Annotated in this window: 13 protein-coding genes, 1 tRNA gene and 1 rRNA gene; 3 read left to right on the top strand and 12 right to left on the bottom strand. The window is 69.7% G+C overall.

Going from position 1 to position 20,230, the window contains the following annotated elements; genetic code table 11:
• The first annotated feature begins 11 nt into the window (after positions 1-11).
• Together ACZ4Z5_RS08955 and ACZ4Z5_RS08950 are read left to right on the top strand one after the other, a co-directional pair.
• On the top strand, positions 12-812 hold the full coding sequence (locus ACZ4Z5_RS08955) for an Fpg/Nei family DNA glycosylase (protein WP_468258819.1): 801 nt from the start codon (positions 12-14) through the stop codon (positions 810-812).
• Positions 813-1,224: 412 nt separating this feature from the next.
• Positions 1,225-1,992, top strand: coding sequence for an SDR family NAD(P)-dependent oxidoreductase (locus tag ACZ4Z5_RS08950; protein WP_468258816.1), 768 nt, complete (start codon positions 1,225-1,227; stop codon positions 1,990-1,992).
• Here ACZ4Z5_RS08950 and ACZ4Z5_RS08945 read toward each other — a convergent pair.
• The 10 genes from ACZ4Z5_RS08945 to ACZ4Z5_RS08900 form a co-directional block, all read right to left on the bottom strand.
• Positions 1,940-2,179 (bottom strand): hypothetical protein, encoded by a 240-nt coding sequence (locus ACZ4Z5_RS08945; protein WP_468258814.1) that lies wholly within the window; start codon positions 2,177-2,179, stop codon positions 1,940-1,942. The two genes, ACZ4Z5_RS08950 and ACZ4Z5_RS08945, sit on opposite strands and share 53 nt — an antisense overlap.
• A gap of 121 nt (positions 2,180-2,300) precedes the next feature.
• Positions 2,301-2,771: a Dps family protein gene (locus tag ACZ4Z5_RS08940; RefSeq protein ID WP_468258811.1), complete on the bottom strand. Its 471-nt coding sequence runs from the start codon at positions 2,769-2,771 to the stop codon at positions 2,301-2,303.
• A gap of 146 nt (positions 2,772-2,917) precedes the next feature.
• Positions 2,918-3,301, bottom strand: coding sequence for a helix-turn-helix domain-containing protein (locus tag ACZ4Z5_RS08935; protein ID WP_468258808.1), 384 nt, complete (start codon positions 3,299-3,301; stop codon positions 2,918-2,920).
• Between the two features lie 109 nt (positions 3,302-3,410).
• The gene (locus tag ACZ4Z5_RS08930; RefSeq protein ID WP_468258805.1) at positions 3,411-3,920 is read right to left on the bottom strand and encodes a CinA family protein; all 510 of its coding nucleotides are present in this window, start codon (positions 3,918-3,920) and stop codon (positions 3,411-3,413) included.
• Positions 3,917-4,591 (bottom strand): CDP-diacylglycerol--glycerol-3-phosphate 3-phosphatidyltransferase, encoded by a 675-nt coding sequence (pgsA, locus tag ACZ4Z5_RS08925; protein ID WP_468258802.1) that lies wholly within the window; start codon positions 4,589-4,591, stop codon positions 3,917-3,919. Before pgsA ends, ACZ4Z5_RS08930 begins: the two co-directional genes overlap by 4 nt.
• Positions 4,588-6,114, bottom strand: coding sequence for a 30S ribosomal protein S12 methylthiotransferase RimO (rimO, locus tag ACZ4Z5_RS08920; RefSeq protein WP_468258800.1), 1,527 nt, complete (start codon positions 6,112-6,114; stop codon positions 4,588-4,590). Before rimO ends, pgsA begins: the two co-directional genes overlap by 4 nt.
• A gap of 108 nt (positions 6,115-6,222) precedes the next feature.
• Entirely contained in the window at positions 6,223-7,068 is an 846-nt protein-coding gene (locus ACZ4Z5_RS08915) for a helix-turn-helix domain-containing protein (RefSeq protein WP_468258797.1), read from the bottom strand.
• Positions 7,069-7,252: 184 nt separating this feature from the next.
• Positions 7,253-10,030, bottom strand: coding sequence for a DNA translocase FtsK (locus ACZ4Z5_RS08910; protein WP_468258794.1), 2,778 nt, complete (start codon positions 10,028-10,030; stop codon positions 7,253-7,255).
• Between the two features lie 177 nt (positions 10,031-10,207).
• Positions 10,208-10,885 carry a response regulator gene (locus ACZ4Z5_RS08905; protein WP_468258792.1) on the bottom strand — a complete coding sequence of 226 codons (678 nt, stop codon included), beginning with the start codon at positions 10,883-10,885 and terminating at the stop codon, positions 10,208-10,210.
• Between the two features lie 274 nt (positions 10,886-11,159).
• A complete protein-coding gene (locus ACZ4Z5_RS08900) occupies positions 11,160-16,649 on the bottom strand; it encodes a HAMP domain-containing protein (protein ID WP_468258789.1) in 5,490 nt (1,829 codons plus the stop codon).
• Positions 16,650-16,918: 269 nt separating this feature from the next.
• Between ACZ4Z5_RS08900 and ACZ4Z5_RS08895 the strand changes: the two genes are divergently transcribed.
• Complete coding sequence (locus ACZ4Z5_RS08895; RefSeq protein WP_468258786.1) at positions 16,919-19,585, top strand: SpoIIE family protein phosphatase; 2,667 nt, start codon at positions 16,919-16,921, stop codon at positions 19,583-19,585.
• Between the two features lie 47 nt (positions 19,586-19,632).
• Here the strand turns inward: ACZ4Z5_RS08895 and ACZ4Z5_RS08890 are convergent.
• A tRNA-Thr gene (locus ACZ4Z5_RS08890) sits at positions 19,633-19,705 on the bottom strand.
• A 259-nt stretch (positions 19,706-19,964) separates the two neighbouring features.
• Positions 19,965-20,081, bottom strand: a 5S ribosomal RNA gene (gene rrf / locus ACZ4Z5_RS08885).
• Positions 20,082-20,230: the final 149 nt, after the last annotated feature.

The following is a 20,230-nucleotide window of genomic DNA, read 5'->3' as shown; positions in this document are numbered from 1 at the left end:
ATCATGGGCCTGTGCCCGAAGGAGACACCGTCTGGCAGACCGCGCGGCGGCTGCACCTCGCGCTCGCGGGGTGCCTGCTGACCCGTTCCGATCTGCGGGTGCCGAAGCTGGCGACCGTCGACCTGTCGGGGCGTTCCGTACTGGACGTGACGCCGCGGGGAAAGCACCTGCTGACACGCTTCGAGGGCGGACTCACCCTGCACTCGCACCTCCGGATGGACGGCGCCTGGCAGGTGTACGAGGCCGGTGAGCGATGGCGCGGCGGCCCCGCCCACCAGATCCGGGCAGTGCTCGGCACGGCCGGGCACAACGCCGTGGGCTATCGGCTGCCCGTGCTGGAGCTGCTGCGGACCACCGACGAGGACAGCGTCGTGGGGCATCTCGGACCGGACCTCCTGGGCCCGGACTGGAACGCCGGGACCGCGCTGGAGAACCTCCGCCGCGATCCTGCCCGGCCGCTCGTCGAGGCGCTGCTCGACCAGCGCAATCTCGCGGGGATCGGCAATGTCTACGCGTCGGAGCTGTGCTTCATGGCCGGCCTGACCCCGTGGACCGCATTCGGTGAGCTCCACCGGCCCGAACGGCTGGTGGCTGCCGCCAAGCGGCTCCTGGAGGCAAACCGGGAACGTCCCGGCGGCGAACGCCTCACCACAGGCGTCGACCGCCCCGGCCGGCGACTGTACGTGTACGGGCGGTCCGGACGCCCCTGTCTGCGCTGCGGGACTCCGGTCCGGGTGGGCACCCACGGCGAGCCCGGTCGGGAACGCCCCGCCTACTGGTGCCCCCGCTGCCAGTCCGGCCCGGCCCGCTGAGACCGACCGGCCACGGACTGCCAGGTCCTGTCGACCCGCCACCGCCTCGGCGGCGGCCACGACGGCGGCACAGCGGCCGGCGCAGGCCGCCGGCCTCCCGAGGCACTCGCGGGCCACCTCGGGCGGCCGACTCCGAGGCTCAGCTGCCGACTCCTCCGAGGCCCACTGGCCAGGTCCCGGTCCCTGGGCCACTTCCGGCCCATCGGTGTCGTCCGGTGTCACGTCGCGCAACTGCACCAAGCATCATCCTCGGTCCGCCCCGATGCCCGATGCCCGACGATCCGTCATCCCGGGCGGTCGGCCTGGCACCCTCCGGCCGTACGCACCCACGCACCACCGCGTGTTCCTGACGCCGTCACAGCGAGAGCCCAAATCATTGACGGTCCGTCAGATCCGGTCGTACCGTCCCCGCATGCCCCTCACGGCGTACGACCTCAGCGGACGGGTCGCCTTCGTCACCGGTGCGGCCGGCGGCATCGGCCGGGCTTCGGCGTTGCTCCTGGCTCGAGCCGGAGCGACGGTGCACTGCGCGGACCGGGACGAGGAGGGCCTGCAGGGCACGCTCGCCCTCGTGACCGAAGCGGGCGGCTCTCCCGCGCACGCCCATGTGCTCGATGTCGCCGTACGAGAGCAGGTCGAGGCGGCCATAGGCGGGGCGGGGCGGCTCGACATCCTCGCGGCGATCGCCGGCATCATGCACAGCAGCCCCGTGCTGGAGACCGCGGACGACGACCTCGACCGGGTTCTTTCCGTGAACTTCAAGGGAGTTCTGTACGCCTGCCAGGCGGCGGCCCGCGCAATGATCTCCCAGGAGCGGCCGGGGAGCATCGTCACCATGGCCTCGGGCGCCGTCGACGCCGCCGGTGCCGGGCTGTTCTGCTACAGCGTCGCCAAGGCGGCCGTCGTCCAGCTCACGAGAACCCTCGCGACGGAACTCGGCCCGCACCGCATCCGGGTCAATTCCGTGGCGCCGGGCTGGGTGCGCACCCCGATGACCGACCGCCACGACGCGTCCCGCCAGCACCGCACCGAGGCCGCGATGGCCCGCCTCGCCCCGCTCGGCCGGGTCGGCGAGCCCGACGACGCCGCACACGCCGTGCTCCATCTCGCCTCGGACGCCGCGGCCTTCACGACGGGTCAGATCCTCCGGCCCAACGGGGGAGTCGCGATGCCTTGGTAGCCGACAGCCCCGAACGGCGGCTCGGCGTCCGGGCGGTGACATGGATGGGCAGCAGGCTCAGCCCCCATCCTCCGGCCGCCATGGTGCTCTCGACCGGGCCGGCCTGTTCCGGAACCAGCACCAATCGGAGGACGGCCCACCACCACAGACCGCCGAGCACCAGCGCCGGCACCCATCGCGTTGCCATGGCTGCCTCCTCCGGCTGACGCTAGACGGGCGCAATCACACGGCGGGAGGGCGCGTCGGTGCATCACCCGCGCATATCCCGGTGAGGTGCGCCCGTCCTCCCCATGGCGCATGCAGCGTTCTCAAGCGCTTTCCGCCTGGAACATCCAGCTGTGCTTCTCGAGGTCGGCCGTGAGGCCGATCAGGATGTCCTGGCTCACGGGGTCCGGTTCGGCGGTCGCCTCGATGCGCTCACGCATCCGGACGATCACCGCATCGAGGGCCCGCACCATGATGCGGACGACCTCGGCATCCTGGATCCAGCCCTCGGGAACCGAACCGACCGCGCTCGACGCGGCGACGGTCGCGGCCCGCCCGTCGGGACTGACGCCCAAGGCGGCGGCGCGTTCGGCCACCGTGTCCGAGTGCATCCGAGCCGTGGTCACCACCTCGTCGAGCTGCAGGTGTACGGAACGGAAGCGGGGCCCGATCACGTTCCAGTGGACCTGCTTGGCCACCAGGGCCGTGTCCACCAGGTCCACCAGCGCCCCTTGCAGCGCCTCGCCGACCACCTTGAGGTCGGACTCGGCCAGCGGGCTCTTCACGACAGACATGCATGACCTCCGATCGGATGCACTGCTCCCCACCATGACACAAATGCGGTAAAACGGTTATTCGGGGAAAAATATGAGCCCTGATCGGGTACCCACCCGATCAGGGCTCACACCAAACCAAGAGTCCTTGCCGTATGCGGCAGGCCTCAGGCCGCGACGACGTCCACCGCTTCCGCGGGTGCCTTGATGGTCACCCGCTCGGTCGACACACCGGCAACCGACGTCACGGACACCGAATTGAGCATCGGACGTACCGGCGGGCGCACCGGCTCACTCGCCGCTGCGGACTCGGCCAGTTCGGCAAGTGCCAGCTCGTCGCTCACTTCTCGCATGAGCTCGGACATCCGTACGTCCAGCGCGTCGCAGATCGCGGAGAGCAGCTCGGAGGAAGCCTCCTTCTGCCCCCGCTCCACCTCGGAGAGATAGCCGAGCGAAACTCGGGCGGACGAGGAGACTTCGCGCAGAGTACGGCCCTGGCGCTGGCGCTGCCGACGCAGCACGTCACCCAGCAGGCGACGGAGCAGAATCATCGGTGGCTCCCTCCTCGGACCGTGTAGCCGCATCCTTCACGCCCCACCGTACCGCCTCGCGCTGCGGCCGTGCGGGGAGCGATGACGTGTTCACTCAGGGCTGCAAACATCAATTCCCCCCGTTCTGTTCCGTATCCTGTGCCCGCGCATTTCCGTCGAGTACATCGGCAAGCAGGGTCAGCACTCTCCGTACACTCTCCATACGGATGTCCGCCCGGCTTCCGTTCAACCGCAGTGCTGCGGACCGGCCGGTCCCACCGGGGCCGGCGACCGAGATGTAGACCGTCCCGACGGGCTGCCCGTCCTGGGATTCAGGTCCGGCGACACCTGTGGTCGCTATTCCCCAGTCTCCCCCCAGGCACTCGCGTACGCCTGTTGCCATCTGCCGCGCGACCTCGGGGTCCACCGCGCCGCGCTCGACCAGCAGGGTCGCGTCGACCCCCAGCAGCCGTTCCTTCAGCTCCGTCGCGTACGCCGTGACGGATCCCCTGAAGGCCCGGGAGGCACCCGGTACGGACGTGAGCTCCGCGGCCACCAGGCCGCCGGTGAGCGACTCGGCGACTGCCAGCGTCTCGCCACGCTCCGTGAGCAGACGCAGCGCCCGGGCCGCGTCGGTCACCGTGCCGACTCCTCGGCCTCTGCCGCGGCGCGCCGGGCGGCCAGCCCCTTGCGCCTCAGGACGATCGCCTGACGGACGTAGTCGAGACCGGTGACGACCGTCAACACGACGGCCACCGCCATCACCCACCAGCGCAGTGTGGCCAGTGCACCGGTGAGTGCGAGGACGTACATGCCGACCGCGGTGCCCTGGGCGAGCGTCTTCATCTTGCCGCCCCGGCTGGCCGGGATGACCCCGTGCCTGATCACCCAGAACCGCATCAGGGTGATGCCGAGCTCGCGGAAGAGGATCACTCCCGTCACCCACCAGGGGAGGTCCCCCAGGGCGGAGAGACAGATCAGCGCGGCGCCCATGATCGCCTTGTCCGCGATCGGGTCGGCGATCTTCCCGAAGTCGGTGACCAGGTTGTACGTCCGGGCGAGATGCCCGTCGAACAGGTCGGTGATCATGGCGATGGCGAAGGCCGCCCAGGCGAAGGACCGCCAGGCCGGGTCGTAGCCGCCGTTGTGCAGCAGTAGCAGCACGAACGCGGGAACGAGCAGCAGCCGCACCATCGTGAGGATGTTGGCGATGTTCCACAGACTCGCCTGGTCGACGGCTGCGGCACCCAGCTTGCCACCGGGCGCCGCCCTGCCGGTGCCGCCCCTGGCGGATGCCGGAACCCCGGTCATCTGCCCGCCTCCTCGCTGCCCGCGGTCCGGCCCGCGAGGGAGCCGCTGTCGGAGGACGTGCCGCCCAGCACGTCGAAGTACTCGGCGATCAGGTCCACGCCCTCGCTGCCGACCACCTTCGCCTCGACGATACGGCCGGTCTCCAGACCCGTGGGCGCGGTGAAGACGATCTGCCCGTCGGTCTCCGGCGCCTGGTGCTCGGCACGGCCGACGGCGCCGTCCTCGCCGTCGACGGACTCGACCAGGACCTGCACCGTATCCCCGATCCGCTCCTCGGCACGCTGGGCGGTGAGCTCCTCGGCCAGCCGTGCGATGTGCGCCAGCCGGTCGGCGACGACGTCCTCGTCGAGCTTGGTGTCGAAGGTGGCGGCCTCGGTGCCCTCCTCGTCGGAGTAACCGAAGACACCGATGGCGTCGAGGCGGGCACCGGTGAGGAAGCGTTCCAGCTCGGCCAGGTCGTCCTCGGTCTCACCGGGGAAGCCGACGATGAAGTTGGAGCGGACGCCGGCCTGGGGCGCCTTGGTGCGGATCGTCTCCAGCAGCTCCAGGAAGCGGTCGGTGTCGCCGAAGCGGCGCATCGCCCGCAGCACTCCCGGTGCCGAGTGCTGGAAGGAGAGATCGAAGTACGGGGCGACCTTCGGCGTCGAGGTGAGGACGTCGATCAGTCCGGGGCGCATCTCGGCGGGCTGGAGGTAGCTGACCCGGATCCGCTCGATGCCGTCGACGGCCGCCAGCTCCGGCAGCAGCGTCTCCAGCAGGCGGATGTCGCCGAGGTCCTTGCCGTACGAGGTGTTGTTCTCGGAGACCAGCATGATCTCCTTGACGCCCTGCTCGGCCAGCCAGCGGGTCTCGCCGAGGACGTCCGAGGGACGGCGCGAGATGAAGGAGCCGCGGAAGGACGGGATCGCGCAGAAGGTGCAGCGCCGGTCGCAGCCGGAGGCCAGCTTCACCGAGGCGACCGGGCTGGTGTCCAGCCGGCGGCGCAGCGGGGCGCGCGGGCCGGAGGCCGGGGCGATTCCGTCCGGGAGGTCGGCGGGCGCCGCCTCGGGGGACTGGGCGTGGCCGGGGAGGGCGATGTCCGCGGCGCCCTGCCGCTCGGCGGGGCTGATCGGCAGCAGCTTGCGCCGGTCGCGCGGGGTGTGGGAGGCGTGGATACCGCCGCTCAGGATGGTCTGGAGGCGGTCGGAGATGTCGGCGTAGTCGTCGAATCCGAGGACTCCGTCGGCCTCGGGCAGCGCCTCGGCGAGGTCCTTGCCGTACCGCTCGGCCATGCAGCCGACGGCCACGACTGCCTGGGTGCGGCCGTGCTCCTTGAGGTCATTCGCCTCGAGGAGGGCGTCGACGGAGTCCTTCTTGGCCGCCTCGACGAACCCGCAGGTGTTGACGACGGCGACGTCCGCGTCGGCGGCGTCCTGGACGAGGTCCCAGCCGTCCGCGGCCAGGCGTCCGGCGAGCTCCTCGGAGTCCACCTCGTTACGGGCGCAGCCAAGAGTGACAAGGGCGACGGTACGGCGTTCGGGCATGGACTCAAGACTACTTTGTCCGGGCCGGTGCCCAGTCCGGCCGGGCCGCCCCCGCAGGACGGGGGTGCGGCCCGGTTTCGGCCGGATGCTGTGGAGATCCGGTGGGGGTCAGCCGACCTCGAGGTCTCCCTTGGTGTAGCTGAGCCGCTCGACCTGCCCGTCCTGGAATTCGTCCTGGACCTTCTTGCCGTTGACGAACAGCTCGATCGCGCCCGCGTTGCCCAGGACGAGATCGATCTTCTCGTCGTCGGTGAAGGTCTTGGAGTCGCCCTTCTCCAGGGTGCCGTCGAACAGGAGCCGCCCGTTGAAGGCCTTCGCGGAGATCCAGCTCCGGTCGTCGACGGCGACGAGCTTGACGGTGACCTTGTCCTTCGGGACCGCCGCGATGGCGCTCTCCGACGGCGCGGGGGTGGGGGCGGCGGCGGGCAGGCTCGGGGTGGCGGACGGCCTGGCGACGGGACGCTCCTCGACGGGGGTCTCCGCGACGGACGCCTTGGTGCTCCCGTCGTTGCCCTTGAACAGGGTGAAGCCGGCGAAGCCGACGACGGCGACGATCGCGGCGACCATGGCGGCGGTCCAGTTGGGCCGCCGCGGCTCGGGCCGGATCCGTTCCGCCTCGAACAGCGGCGCCGCGGAGGTGGGAGCCGGACGGCCGCCGTGCTCGGCGTCGTACTGGGCCATGAGGGGCGCCGGGTCGACCCCGACGGCCCGGGCGAGGGTGCGGATGTGTCCGCGCGCGTACACATCGCCGCCGCAGCGGCTGAAGTCGTCCTCCTCGATGGCGTGCACGATGGGGATGCGCACCCGTGTGGAGGAGCTGACCTCGTCGGCCGTGAGCCCGGCGGCGATACGGGCCTGCTTGAGTGCCCGGCCGATCGAGGGCGCGTCGGCCGGGAGCCTTTCGTCGTAGTCGATCGAAGGCCGGTCGTCTTCGGGGGAGTTGCCGATGGACACGGGGGCGCCTTTCGAGCGTGAGCCACCTGCTGGGTGTTCAGTCTAGGGGGGGTACGAAAGGGTCGGGCAAGCGGGGGGACGGAGTTTGTACGCCATCGGGCGTGCCCGCCGTTCACCTGAACATTGTGCTGCTCCTCCCCTCAACTGGACGTACCGCCGGGGGAAACGGTTGCCTGCGGTTCCCTTACGAGTGAGACTCACCGCGGAGTACGGCAAGTACTCCATCCAGCTCATCCGGTTTGACCAGAACGTCGCGCGCTTTGGACCCTTCGCTGGGGCCGACGATGTTGCGTGACTCCATCAAGTCCATGAGCCTGCCCGCCTTGGCGAATCCGACACGCAGTTTGCGCTGAAGCATCGACGTCGAACCGAACTGTGTGGTGACCACCAGTTCGGCCGCCTGGCAGAGCAGGTCGAGGTCGTCACCGATGTCCTCGTCGATGTCCTTCTTCTTCGAGGAGCCGACCACCACGTCGTCGCGGAAGACCGGCGCCATCTGATCCTTGCAGTGCTTGACGACCGCCGCGACTTCTTCCTCGGTCACGTAGGCGCCCTGGAGCCGGACGGCCTTGCTGGCCCCCATGGGGAGGAACAGCCCGTCGCCCTTGCCGATGAGCTTCTCGGCACCCGGCTGGTCGAGGATGACCCGGCTGTCGGCGAGGGAGGAGGTGGCGAAGGCGAGCCGGGACGGCACGTTCGCCTTGATCAGACCGGTGACGACGTCGACGGAGGGACGCTGGGTGGCGAGCACCAGATGGATGCCGGCGGCGCGGGCCAACTGGGTGATGCGGACGATCGCGTCCTCGACGTCCCGCGGGGCGACCATCATCAGGTCGGCGAGCTCGTCGACGATCACCAGCAGGTACGGGTAGGGCTGGAGCTCACGTTCGCTGCCCTCGGGGGCCTTCGCCTTCCCGGAGCGGACGGCCTGGTTGAAGTCGTCGATGTGCCGGTAGCCGAAGGCTGCCAGGTCGTCGTAGCGGAGGTCCATCTCCCGGACGACCCACTGGAGGGCCTCGGCGGCCCGCTTCGGGTTGGTGATGATCGGGGTGATGAGGTGCGGGATGCCCTCGTACGCGGTGAGTTCGACCCGCTTGGGGTCGACGAGCACCATCCGGACGTCCTCGGGGGTGGCCCGCATCATGATCGAGGTGATCAGACAGTTGATGCAGGAGGACTTGCCGGAGCCGGTGGCGCCGGCGACAAGGACGTGCGGCATCTTGGCGAGGTTCGCGGTCTCGTAGCCGCCCTCGACGTTCTTGCCGAGCCCGACGAGCATCGGGTGGTCGTCCTCCGACGCGGCGGCGAGCCGCAGCACGTCGCCGAGGTTGACCATCTCGCGGTCGGTGTTCGGGATCTCGATGCCGACGGCCGACTTGCCGGGGATCGGGGAGATGATCCGCACATCGGGGCTGGCCACGGCGTAGGCGATGTTCTTGGTGAGGGCGGTGATCCGCTCGACCTTCACGGCGGGGCCGAGCTCGACCTCGTAACGGGTGACGGTGGGGCCGCGGGTGAAACCCGTGACGGCCGCGTCCACCTTGAACTCTTCGAAGACATTCGTCAGGGCCGCCACGACGGCGTCGTTCGCCGCGCTGCGGGTCTTGCCGGGGCCGCCCCGTTCGAGCAGGTCGAGCGAGGGCAGGGCGTACGTGATGTCACCGGAGAGCTGAAGCTGCTCGGCGCGCGGCGGCAGCCCCTGGAGGACCTCGGGTGCGGACTTGGTGAGGTCGGGCACGGGAGCGTCGGCGGCAGGACGGCGTTCGGCGCCCCGGGCGGTCGGGACGGGCACCGGGGTCGGTACCGGGGTGCCGTCGGCGTGGTCGGAGCCCGGGGTGATGCCCTGGGTGAGGCCGGCGACGAGCCGCGAGGCGGGCAGCCCGTTCAGCACGGCTCCGTCGAGGTCCGCCGCGGCGGCCGCGGCCACGTCAACGGCGTCCGGCTCGCGGCCGGGCTGCGGCTGGGCGGTGAGCCGACGGGGGCGACGGCGGCTCGCCGACTCCTGCTCGGCGGCGTCCACGACGGCCTCGTCGGTCGCGGAGCCGCGCCCGGCCCGGGCCGGGCGGCGGGCACCGTGCGCAGGGCCGGTGTCCTGCCGCTCACCGAACCCGTGGTCGGGGCCGTCCTCTTCGGGCGCCGCGACGACTCCCAGCTTGACGCCGAGCTGCCGCAGCCGCTGCGGGACGGCCTTGACCGGAGTGGCGGTGACGACGAGCAGTCCGAAGACGGTCAGCAGGACCAGCAGGGGAACGGCCAGCACCTCGCTCACGGCGAAGACCAGCGGCTGGGAGACCCCCCATCCGATGAGCCCTCCCGCGTCCCGCAGGGCTCCGGCGCCCTGGTCCCGGCCGGGTGAGCCACAGGCGATGTGGACCTGGCCGAGCACTCCGACGACCAGAGCGGACAGACCGATGACGATGCGTCCGTTGTCGTCGGACTTCTCCGGGTGCAGGATGAGGCGGACCGCGACGGCACCGAGCAGCAGCGGGACCAGCAGGTCCAGCCGTCCGAAGGCGCCGGTGACGAGCAGCTGGACGAGGTCGCCGACGGGGCCGCGCAGATGCGACCAGGTGCCGGCGGCGACGACGAGGGCCGCGCCGAGCAGCAGCAGCGCCAGGCCGTCCTTGCGGTGTGCGGGGTCGAGGCCCTTGGCGCCCCGCCCTATCCCGCGGAACACCGCTCCGAGGATGCGGGCGAGGCCGAGCGAAAGGGCTCGCGCAAGACGGTAGATGCCACCGGTGGGGCTCGGCGCGGGTTTCGGCGCGGGCCGAGCAGCCTTTTTGGCAGAGGGCTTCCTGGCCGCGCCCTTCTTCGCCGGGGCGGCCTTCGGTGCCGCCGTCTTCTTTGCAGCGGCTTTCCCGGCGGAAGCCGCGGACTTCGCCGCCCCGGTCGTACGGCCGGTGCGCGGCTTCGCGGTGCCCGCCGTGCCCTGGGAACCCTTGCCGGACGTACGTGAGGCCATGGTGGTGAGGTTACCGGTGTCGACGGCAGTGGACACGTGTGCCCACCGCTTCACCCGTTCGTGTCGCTCGTACCGGAGTGCGGGCGTACCACGCAGAGGTGACAACAGGTCAGCACGAGGGTCCGTGCGGGAGGTGGAGGCCGGTCGGGAAGGTGGCGGTCGTTCCGGGAAGGACGGTCAGTTCTGGGAGGGGACGACGGCGGTCCCGGTGCCCGTGCCGGGCTCCAGGGCGTCGAGCGCTCTGCGCAGCCCGGTGAGCTTGCGCTCCAGGTGCGCCGCGGTGGCCACGGCGGCGGCATCGGCCGAGTCGTCGTCGAGCTGCTTGGACAGCGCCTCCGCCTGTTCCTCGACTGCCGCGAGCCGCGCGGACAGTTCGGCCAGGAGACCGGCGGACTCCTTGCTGTCGCCGCCGTGCCGGCCGCCCTCCAGCTGCAGGCGCAGCAGCGCGGCCTGCTCACGGAGCTGACAGTTCTTCATGTACAGCTCGACGAAGACCGAGACCTTCGCGCGCAGCACCCACGGGTCGAAGGGCTTGGAGATGTAGTCCACGGCACCCGCCGCGTAGCCGCGGAAGGTGTGGTGGGGACCGTGGTTGATGGCCGTGAGGAAGATGATCGGGATGTCCCGGGTCCGCTCCCGCCGCTTGATGTGCGCGGCGGTCTCGAAGCCGTCCATACCCGGCATCTGCACGTCCAGAAGAATGACGGCGAAATCGTCCGTGAGCAGCGCTTTGAGCGCTTCCTCCCCTGACGATGCCCGCACCAGCGTCTGATCGAGCGCAGAGAGGATGGCCTCCAGCGCCAACAGATTCTCCGGCCGGTCATCGACCAGGAGGATCTTGGCCTTCTGCACCATGGCCCGTCCTCCTCGCCCCGGCGTGGGGCCTCCCCTGTCCAAAGGATTCGGGGAGGCACCGGGCGCCGCCCCGGAGGACGACTCCCTTGCGTCGCCCGTCCTTGTGCCGGTCATCGTAGCCGCACCCCGCCCGTCGCCACACCCTGTCACCGAGATGTCACTGTGCACGTAGCAGAAACGCAGCTGGAGACCAGAAGGTTCCCCGTGCGCTGCGCCCTCACACGTGCCCGGCCACAGTCAGTCAGCATTCATTCCCCATCCGGGCGGCGCACGATCACTTCCCTTCCATCCACTGCTGCATGACGGACAACAGATGGTCGGGGTCGACCGGCTTCGTCACATAGTCGGAGGCTCCGGAGTCGATGGCCTTCTCCCGGTCGCCCTTCATCGCCTTCGCCGTCAACGCGATGATCGGCAGCCCGGCGAACTGCGGCATGCGCCGGATCGCCGTCGTCGTCGCGTACCCGTCCATCTCCGGCATCATGATGTCCATCAGGACGAGCGTCACGTCCTCGTGCTGCTCCAGCACCTCGATGCCCTCGCGGCCGTTCTCCGCGTACAGCACGGACAGCCCGTGCTGCTCCAGCACGCTGGTCAGCGCGAAGACGTTCCGGATGTCGTCGTCGACGATCAGCACCTTCTCGCCGTCGAAGTGGAACGTCTTCCCACCCGGCTGCTCCTCACCGGCGGCCCAGCCCTCCTGGGCGGGCGGCGCGACCGGCTGGCCGGGCACCATCGGCGACCCCGCGGCCGAACGCGTCACCGCTTCGTCGGCCAGCAGCGCCTTGCGCCGGCGCCGGAACAGCCCCGACGGACCGGACTGCACCGGCGTACCGTCGTGCGGCGACGCCTCCGACGGCAGACCGTCGTCGCCCGCCGCGCCACGGCCCGTCTCCGACCCTCCCGCCGTCAGCTGCGGATATCCCTGCGACGACAGCTCACTCGGGTGCAGCGGCAGGTAGAGCGTGAACGTCGATCCCCGGCCCGGCTCGCTCGCCGCATGGATCTCGCCGCCCAGCAGCCGCGCGATCTCCCGGCTGATGGACAGGCCCAGGCCCGTACCGCCGTACTTCCGGCTCGTCGTACCGTCCGCCTGCTTGAACGCCTCGAAGATCACCCGCATCTTGCTCGCCGCGATACCGATGCCCGTGTCGGTCACCGAGAAGGCGATCAGACCGGCGTCCGCGTCGCGCAGCGCCCCCGCCTCCAGCAGCTGCTCCCTGATGGCGTCCGGCACATCGGACTCGGCCGGCCTGATGACCAGCTCGACGGCACCCGAGTCGGTGAACTTCACCGCGTTGGACAGCAGATTGCGCAGCACCTGGAGCAGCCGCTGCTCGTCGGTGTGCAGCGTGGCGGGCAGTTCGGGCGACACCCGCACCGAGAAGTCGAGACCCTTCTCCGCCGTCAACGGCCGGAACGTGGCCTCCACATAGTCCACCAGCTGCACCAGCGCGATCCGCGTCGGGCTGACGTCCATCTTGCCCGCCTCGACCTTCGACAGGTCGAGGATGTCGTTGATCAGCTGCAGCAGGTCCGAACCGGCGCCGTGGATCGTCTCCGCGAACTCCACCTGCTTCGGCGAGAGATTGCCGTCCGCGTTGTCCGCCAGCAGCTTCGCCAGGATGAGCAGCGAGTTCAGCGGCGTCCGCAGCTCGTGCGACATGTTCGCCAGGAACTCGGACTTGTAGCGCATCGACACCGCGAGCTGCTCGGCGCGCTCCTCCAGGACCTGGCGCGCCTCCTCGATCTCGGTGTTCTTCACCTCGATGTCACGGTTCTGCTGGGCCAGCAGCTCGGCCTTCTCCTCCAGTTCCGCGTTCGAGGCCTGCAGGGCCTTCTGCCGGTTCTCCAGCTCGGCCGACCGCTCCCGGAGCTGCTCGGTCAGCTCCTGCGACTGCTTGAGGAGCACCTCCGTCTTGGTGTTGACGCTGATCGTGTTGACGCTGGTGGCGATCATCTCGGCGATCTGGCTGAGGAAGTCCTTCTGGATCTGGGTGAACGGCTGGAAGGAGGCCAGCTCGATCACCCCCAGGATCAGTCCCTCGAACAGCAGGGGCAGCACGATCACATGCGCGGGCGGGGCCTCGCCGAGCCCGGACGAGATCTTCAGATAGCCCGGCGGCACGTTCTCCACCAGGATCGTGCGCTTCTCCTCCGCGGCCGTGCCGATCAGCGTCTCGCCCGGCCGGAACGACGTCGGCATCGACCCCGCCGAGTACCCGTAACTGCCCCGCATCCGCAGCTCGTACGAACCGTTCGTCCCGGCACCCACCTCGGAGCCGCCGTCGGTCGGCAGCGCGAGGAAGAACGCGCCGTGTTGCGCGGAGACGACCGGCGTCAGCTCGCTCATGATCAGCGAGGCCACGTCGTCGAGGTCGCGCCTGCCCTGCATCAGACCGGAGATACGGGCCAGGTTGCCCTTCAGCCAGTCCTGTTCCTTGTTCGCCACGGTGGTGTCGCGCAGGTTCGCGATCATCGTGTTGATGTTGTCCTGCAGGGCCTGGATCTCGCCGGCGGCGTCCACGTCGATCTTCAGGTTGAGATCGCCCCTGGTCACCGCGGTCGCAACGGCCGCGATCGCCCTCACCTGACGGGTCAGGTTCCCGGCCATCTCGTTCACCGATTCGGTGAGGTCGCGCCAGACGCCGTCGACGTCCCGCACGCGCGCGTGGCCGCCCAGCTGGCCCTCGGTGCCCACCTCACGGGCCACCCGGGTGACCTCCTCGGCGAACGACGACAGCTGGTCGACCATCGTGTTGATGGTGTTCTTCAGCTCTTGGATCTCACCACGCGCATCAATGTCGATCTTCTTGGTGAGATCGCCCTTGGCGATCGCCGTGGTGACGGTGGCGATCTGTCGCACCTGACCCGTCAGGTTGTCGGCCATGGAGTTCACCGACTCGGTGAGGTCCTTCCAGGTGCCCGACACCCCGGGGACCCTGGCCTGGCCGCCCAGGATCCCGTCGGTGCCCACCTCACGGGCCACCCGGGTCACCTGGTCGGCGAACGACGACAGGGTCGTCACCATCGTGTTGACGGTGTTCGCCAGCTCGGCGACCTCGCCCCGTGCCTCGACCGTCACCTTCTTCGTCAGATCACCGTTGGCGACCGCCGCCGAGACGCGGGAGATGTTCCGCACCTGAGTGGTCAGGTTCGCCGCCATCAGGTTGACGTTGTCGCTGAGGTCCTTCCAGATGCCGGTGACGCCACGCACCCTGGCCTGGCCGCCCAGGATGCCCTCGGTGCCCACCTCACGGGCCACCCGGGTCACCTCGTCGGCGAAGTTCGACAGCTGGTCCACCATCGTGTTCACCGTCGTCACCAGTTCGAGGATCTCGCCCTTGGCGTCGACGGTGATCTTCTTCGACAGGTCCCCCTTGGCGACCGCCGTCGTCACCTCGGCGATGTTCCGCACCTGCGAGGTCAGGTTGTTCGCCATGAAGTTGACGGACTGCGTGAGGTCCTTCCAAGTGCCCGACACGCCCTGCACCTCGGCCTGACCGCCCAGGATGCCCTCGGTACCCACCTCGCGGGCCACCCGCGTCACCTGCTCGGCGAAGTTCGACAGCTGGTCCACCATCGTGTTGAGGGTGTTCTTCAGCTCCAGGATCTCACCCCGGGCATCCACGCCGATCTTCTGCGACAGGTCACCGCGCGCCACCGCGGTCGCGACCCCCGCGATACTGCGGACCTGGTCGGTGAGGTTGGACGCCATGCCGTTCACGGAGTCCGTCAGATCGCGCCACACACCGGCGACACCGGGCACCTGCGCCTGACCGCCCAGCCGGCCTTCCGTACCCACGTCACGGGCGACCCGCGTCACCTGCTCCGCGAACGACGACAGCTGGTCGACCATGTTGTTGATGGTGTTCTTCAGCTCCAGGATCTCGCCGCGCGCATCCACGTCGATCTTCTGGGACAGGTCGCCACGCGCCACCGCCGTGGTCACCTGCGCGATCTGCCGCACCTGGGAGGTGAGGTTCCCCGCCATGAAGTTGACGGAGTCGGTGAGTTCCTTCCACGTACCGGACACGCCCGGCACCCTGGCCTGACCGCCCAGCCGGCCCTCCGTACCCACGTCCCTCGCCATCCGCGTCACCTGGTCGGCGAACGAGGACAGCTGGTCCACCATCGTGTTGACGGTGTTCTTCAGTTCCAGCATCTCGCCGGAGACGTCCACCGTGACCTTCTGCGACAGATCGCCGTTGGCGACCGCCGTCGTCACCTGCGCGATGTTCCGCACCTGGCCGGTGAGGTTCCGGAACGCCGTGTTGACGGAGTCCGTCAGGTCCTTCCACGTACCCGCCGCACCCGGCACCTCGGCCTGACCGCCCAGCCGGCCCTCCACACCGACCTCGCGCGCGACCCGGGTCACCTCCGAACCGAACGACTGGAGCTGGTCCACCATCGTGTTGACGGTGTTCTTCAGCTCCAGCATCTCGCCGGCCACGTCCACCGTGACCTTCTGCGACAGATCGCCGTTGGCGACCGCCGTCGTCACCTGCGCGATGTCCCGCACCTGAGTGGTGAGATTACGGAAGACCGTGTTGACGGAGTCCGTCAGGTCCTTCCACGTACCCGCCGCACCCGGCACCTGCGCCTGGCCGCCGAGCAGACCCTCGGCGCCCACCTCGCTCGCCACACGCGTCACTTCGTCGGCGAACGTCCGCAGCGTGTCCGTCATCTGGTTGATGGTCTCGGCGACTTGGGCGATCTCGCCCCGCGCGCTCACCGTGACCTTCTTGGAGAGGTCACCGCTCGCGACCGCCGTCGTCACCTGAGCGATACCGCGCACCTGCGCGGTCAGGTTCCCGGCCATCGTGTTGACCGAGTCCGTGAGGTCCTTCCACACACCGGCCACACCCGGCACCTGGGCCTGGCCACCCAGCTCGCCCTCGGTACCCACCTCGCGGGCCACCCGGGTCACCTCGGAGGAGAACGAGGACAACTGGTCCACCATCGTGTTGACGGTGTTCTTCAGCTGCAGCATCTCACCGGCCACGTGCACGGTGACCTTGCGCGACAGATCGCCCTTCGCGACCGCCGTCGTGACGAGAGCGATGTCACGCACCTGGGCGGTGAGCCGGTACGCCATCGTGTTCACCGAGTCCGTGAGATCCCGCCACGAACCCGACATACCGCGCACCTGGGCCTGGCCGCCCAGCTTTCCCTCGGTACCGACCTCCAGCGCGACCCTCGTCACCTCGTCGGTGAACGCGGACAACTGGTCGACCAGGTTGTTGACCGTACGCCCGACCTTCAGGAACTCGCCGCGCAGCGGACGCTCCGAGCCCTCGGGCCCCGGCGACCGGAGGTCCATCCGCTGGTCCAGGTCGCCCTCCGCGACCGCCGACAGCACCCGGCCCACCTCGGAGACCGGCCGCGTCAGATCGTCCACCAGCTCGTTGGCCGCATCGATCGCGGCGGCCCACGAACCCTCGCAGGACCCGGTCTCCAGCCGTTCCGTGAGCTTTCCCTCACGACCGACCATGCGCCGCACCCGGGACAATTCCCCCGTGAGGTGGATATTGCGGTCGGCGACCTCGTTGAAGAGCGCGGCGACTTCCGCCATCACACCGTCGCCGGAGACGGTCATCCGCTTGCGGAAGTTCCCGTCCCGCATCGCCGCGAGAGCCGCCACGAGCCGGTTCAGGGCAGCCGTGTCCACCTCGGTCGTCCCAGGGCGCCCCTGGCGCCTGCCGCGGGCCTGCCCGTCTCTTGCTCGCGTGCTCGTGCCCCGCGCCGCTGCGCCAGACTCCACCGTGTCCCTCCCGGGGGGATCGACCGCCCTGCTCGGGCTCTTCCTGGAAGCCTTCCCAGTGTTTCACCATGCCCGAACCCGGCCATAACAGTTCGGCAGCTTCGCATACCCGTCCCCGCACTCGCAGGGCGGAAACACCGGTGACCGGCATCCGCTCGGACAGCGAAGGTAAGTAACCTGGCAACCGGCTGTCCACCCGCCCAGGGCCGCCCGGCGGGAGGCGGGTGGAGGAAGTTCTAGCACCGGGCACCGGAGGGGCGGGCCGACCAATGGGAGAACCGGGCGTCGAGACGCGTACGAGGAGTTCTGTGATCACCGCGCGGGCGACTGCCAGCTTCGACCCGGCCGGACGGTCGGTCGCGACCGCCCGCGCCTTCGTACGCGACACCCTCCAGGGGTGGGGCTACGCCGACATCGTCGACGACGCCGTCGTCCTCACCAGTGAACTCGTCACCAACGCCGTCATCCACGCCGGCACCCGCGCCGACGTCCTGTGCCTGCGGGCCGAGGACGGCATCCGCATCGAGGTCGCCGACCGCTATCCGGAACGCGAGATCCCCCTCCAGGGCGGAACGAACCGCCACCCTGGCCTCGACCGGGAGAACGGCCGCGGACTGCTGCTGTGCTCCGCGCTCGCCTCCGGCTGGGGCGTCGAGTACACCCCCGTCGACAAACGCGTGTGGTTCCGCCTGGAACTCCCCCAACGCCCCGTCGGCACCCGCTCGGCCGGCCCCGTCGTCCCCACCCAGCACCTGCCCGTCGCCGAACGACGCGTCCGCGTCGCCGTCGTCCAGATCGACAGCACCGGCACCATCACCTCCTGGAACGACGACGCCGAAGCCCTGTTCGGATACGCCTCGGAAAACGTCACCGGCAAACCTCTCACCGACCTCGCCGCATGGCCGCACACCCCCGGCATCGGCACCGGCATCGCCGAAGCCCTCCAACTGTCCCGCTGGGAGGGCAGCTACGGCATCCGCGGCGTAGACGGCCGCGTCGCCCCCGTCTACGCCTCCCACCTACGCGTCCGCGACAGCCACGGCGAACCCTCCACCGTCTGCCTCCTCGTACGCGACCACGAGCGTGCCGTCCTCCAGACCCCGGTACGCGCCACGGCCGCTTCCGACGGCGGCGGAACACTCGGCGAGAGCCGGAACGTCGACCCCTTCGAAGTCTTCATCGGCTCACCCGCCCCGGACGACCTCGACGGACTCCTCCAGCGGACCGTGGAACGCGCCCGCGACATGCTCGACGGAGACTCCGCGTTCCTGCTCCTCGCCACCGACGACGAGACCGAACTCGAGGTCCGAGCCACCACCGGACTCCCCTCCGTCCGCCAGCGCTTCGCCCGCGTCCCCGTCGAAGCCGGAACGGGCCGGTACGGCTCGGCCCGCATGCCCGCCGTCCACGAGGACCTCACCGCCGTCCCCGGCGCCGTAGTGCTCCTCAACGGCACCGGCATGCGCTCGGTCGTCACCGTTCCCCTCAAGGTCGAGGGGCGTCTGACCGGTTCACTGGGTGTCGCCGCCGAAGCGGCCGGCCGCTACTCCAACGAGGAAGCACTGCGCCTCCAGTTCGCCGCCGACCGCATCGCGCTGGCCGTCGAGTCGGCACGCCTCGGTGAGCTGGAACGGCTGCGCCGGGGATCGCTCTCCTTCCTCGTCGAGGCCTCCGACCTGCTCGCCGGCACCCTCGACCGCGACCAGACGCTCGCCCTGATGGCCCAGATGACCGTTCCCACGCTCGCCACCTGGTGCGCCGTCTACACGATCGCCGACCAGTCGTCGGACCTCGTCCTGTCCTACGTCCTCCACGAGGACGAGGAACGCATCGACGGTCTCAAGGCGCTTCTGTCCAGGATCGATCCGCCCGAGCCGGTACCCACCCCCGGAGCCCGCGTCTGGACGGCACCGGGCGAGGCCGCGCACCACGCCGCGCTCCGTACGTCCCTGCACGATCTCGGCATCGGCGCCGTGACGAGACTCGGATCGGGACTCGACAGCACCTTCGCCACGGCGACCGCCGTCGGCGGCGAGACCGTGGTGCTGCCACTCGTGGCCCGCAACCGCGTCATCGGCATGCTGACGCTCGGCAAACCCGCCGACGACCACTTCCGCCAGGAGATCCTGGAGCTGGCCGAGGACCTCTCCCGCCGCGCCGCACTCGCCCTGGACAACGCCCGCCTGTACTCGGAGCGCATGGCCATCAGCCGGTCCCTGCAGCGCAGCCTGCTGCCCCCGGACATGCCGGAGATCCCGGGCGTGGAGGTCGAGGTCATCTACCGCGCAGCCGGCGAGGGCAACGAGGTCGGCGGCGACTTCTACGACCTCTTCCCCATCCGGGACGGCGCCTACGGCTTCGCCATCGGCGACGTCTGCGGCACGGGCCCCGAGGCGGCAGCGGTCACGGGCCTGGCACGCCACGCCCTGCGGCTGCTCGCCCGCGAGGGCTTCGGCGGGCCCGCCGTCCTGGAACGCCTGAACGCGGCCATCCTCGACGAGGGCGCCCGCAGCCGGTTCCTCACCTTGCTCTATGGCGAGTTGTGGCCGCAGGAGGACGGCAGCGCCCTCCTGAAGGTCGTGTGCGCAGGACACCCGCTGCCTCTGAGGCTCCGTCAGGACGGCTCGGTGGAGCCGGCCGCGGACCCGCAACCGCTGCTCGGCGTGCTGGACGACCTGGAGCTGTACGAGCAGACGGTCACCCTGGATCCGGGCGATGTCCTGCTGTGCGTGACGGACGGCGTGACCGAACGGCGTGAGGGCACCCGCATGCTGGGGGACGACGGCCTCATGGACGTCCTCAGGGCGTGTACGGGCCTCACGGCGGGTGCGGTCGCGTCCCGCGTGCTGCGCGCCGTCGAGCGCTTCGCCGCGGAGCCGGCATCCGACGACATGGCGATCCTCGCGATGCGGGTTCCGGAGCCGCACCGGGCCTGAACAAGCAGAAGGCCCCCCGCCGTTGGGCGGGAGGCCTTCTCTTCCGGAGCCCCCAAACGGAATCGAACCGTTGACCTTCTCCTTACCATGGAGACGCTCTACCGACTGAGCTATAGGGGCCTGTCGCTCCGGAGTTTCCCCCTCGCAACGAAATGAAGCATACCCCATCCCTGTTCCCGCATCCAAATGTGCGAGCGACGAACAAGGGTCGGCCGGGGATGGATTGACGTCGGCTCAAGGGACCCTTTCCCGCACGGTGCTTTGAGGCCGGCACGGCTGTCGGGACCCGGGTGTGAGCACAGCAATGATCGGCACAACACAGGGCACAACGCAGGGAAGCCCCGCACCTCACGGTGCGGGGCTTCCCCATTCACAATTAGTTCGGCGGCGTCCTACTCTCCCACAGGGTCCCCCCTGCAGTACCATCGGCGCTGAAAGGCTTAGCTTCCGGGTTCGGAATGTAACCGGGCGTTTCCCTAACGCTATGACCACCGAAACACTATAAAGTCGAACAACAAGCCGACACGGCGTGTTCGTTACTTCAGAACTAACACAGTGGACGCGAGCAACTGAGGACAAGCCCTCGGCCTATTAGTACCGGTCAACTCCACCAGTTACCTGGCTTCCATATCCGGCCTATCAACC

This window comes from Streptomyces sp. NPDC030222 (assembly GCF_055573115.1).
Note: the sequence above shows the minus strand (reverse complement) of the source record. Positions and strands in the feature narration are given on the sequence as shown.

What these genes read in the sequence shown, in the direction of transcription:
- ACZ4Z5_RS08940 (WP_468258811.1), bottom strand. Translation starts at nt 2,771, where the DNA reads ATGTCTGTCGTGAAGAGCCCGCTGGCCGAGTCCGACCTCAAGGTGGTC.
- ACZ4Z5_RS08945 (WP_468258814.1), bottom strand. Translation starts at nt 2,179, where the DNA reads ATGGCAACGCGATGGGTGCCGGCGCTGGTGCTCGGCGGTCTGTGGTGG.
- ACZ4Z5_RS08895 (WP_468258786.1), top strand. Translation starts at nt 16,919, where the DNA reads ATGGGAGAACCGGGCGTCGAGACGCGTACGAGGAGTTCTGTGATCACC.
- ACZ4Z5_RS08910 (WP_468258794.1), bottom strand. Translation starts at nt 10,030, where the DNA reads ATGGCCTCACGTACGTCCGGCAAGGGTTCCCAGGGCACGGCGGGCACC.
- rimO (WP_468258800.1), bottom strand. Translation starts at nt 6,114, where the DNA reads ATGCCCGAACGCCGTACCGTCGCCCTTGTCACTCTTGGCTGCGCCCGT.
- ACZ4Z5_RS08935 (WP_468258808.1), bottom strand. Translation starts at nt 3,301, where the DNA reads ATGATTCTGCTCCGTCGCCTGCTGGGTGACGTGCTGCGTCGGCAGCGC.
- ACZ4Z5_RS08905 (WP_468258792.1), bottom strand. Translation starts at nt 10,885, where the DNA reads ATGGTGCAGAAGGCCAAGATCCTCCTGGTCGATGACCGGCCGGAGAAT.
- ACZ4Z5_RS08950 (WP_468258816.1), top strand. Translation starts at nt 1,225, where the DNA reads ATGCCCCTCACGGCGTACGACCTCAGCGGACGGGTCGCCTTCGTCACC.
- pgsA (WP_468258802.1), bottom strand. Translation starts at nt 4,591, where the DNA reads ATGACCGGGGTTCCGGCATCCGCCAGGGGCGGCACCGGCAGGGCGGCG.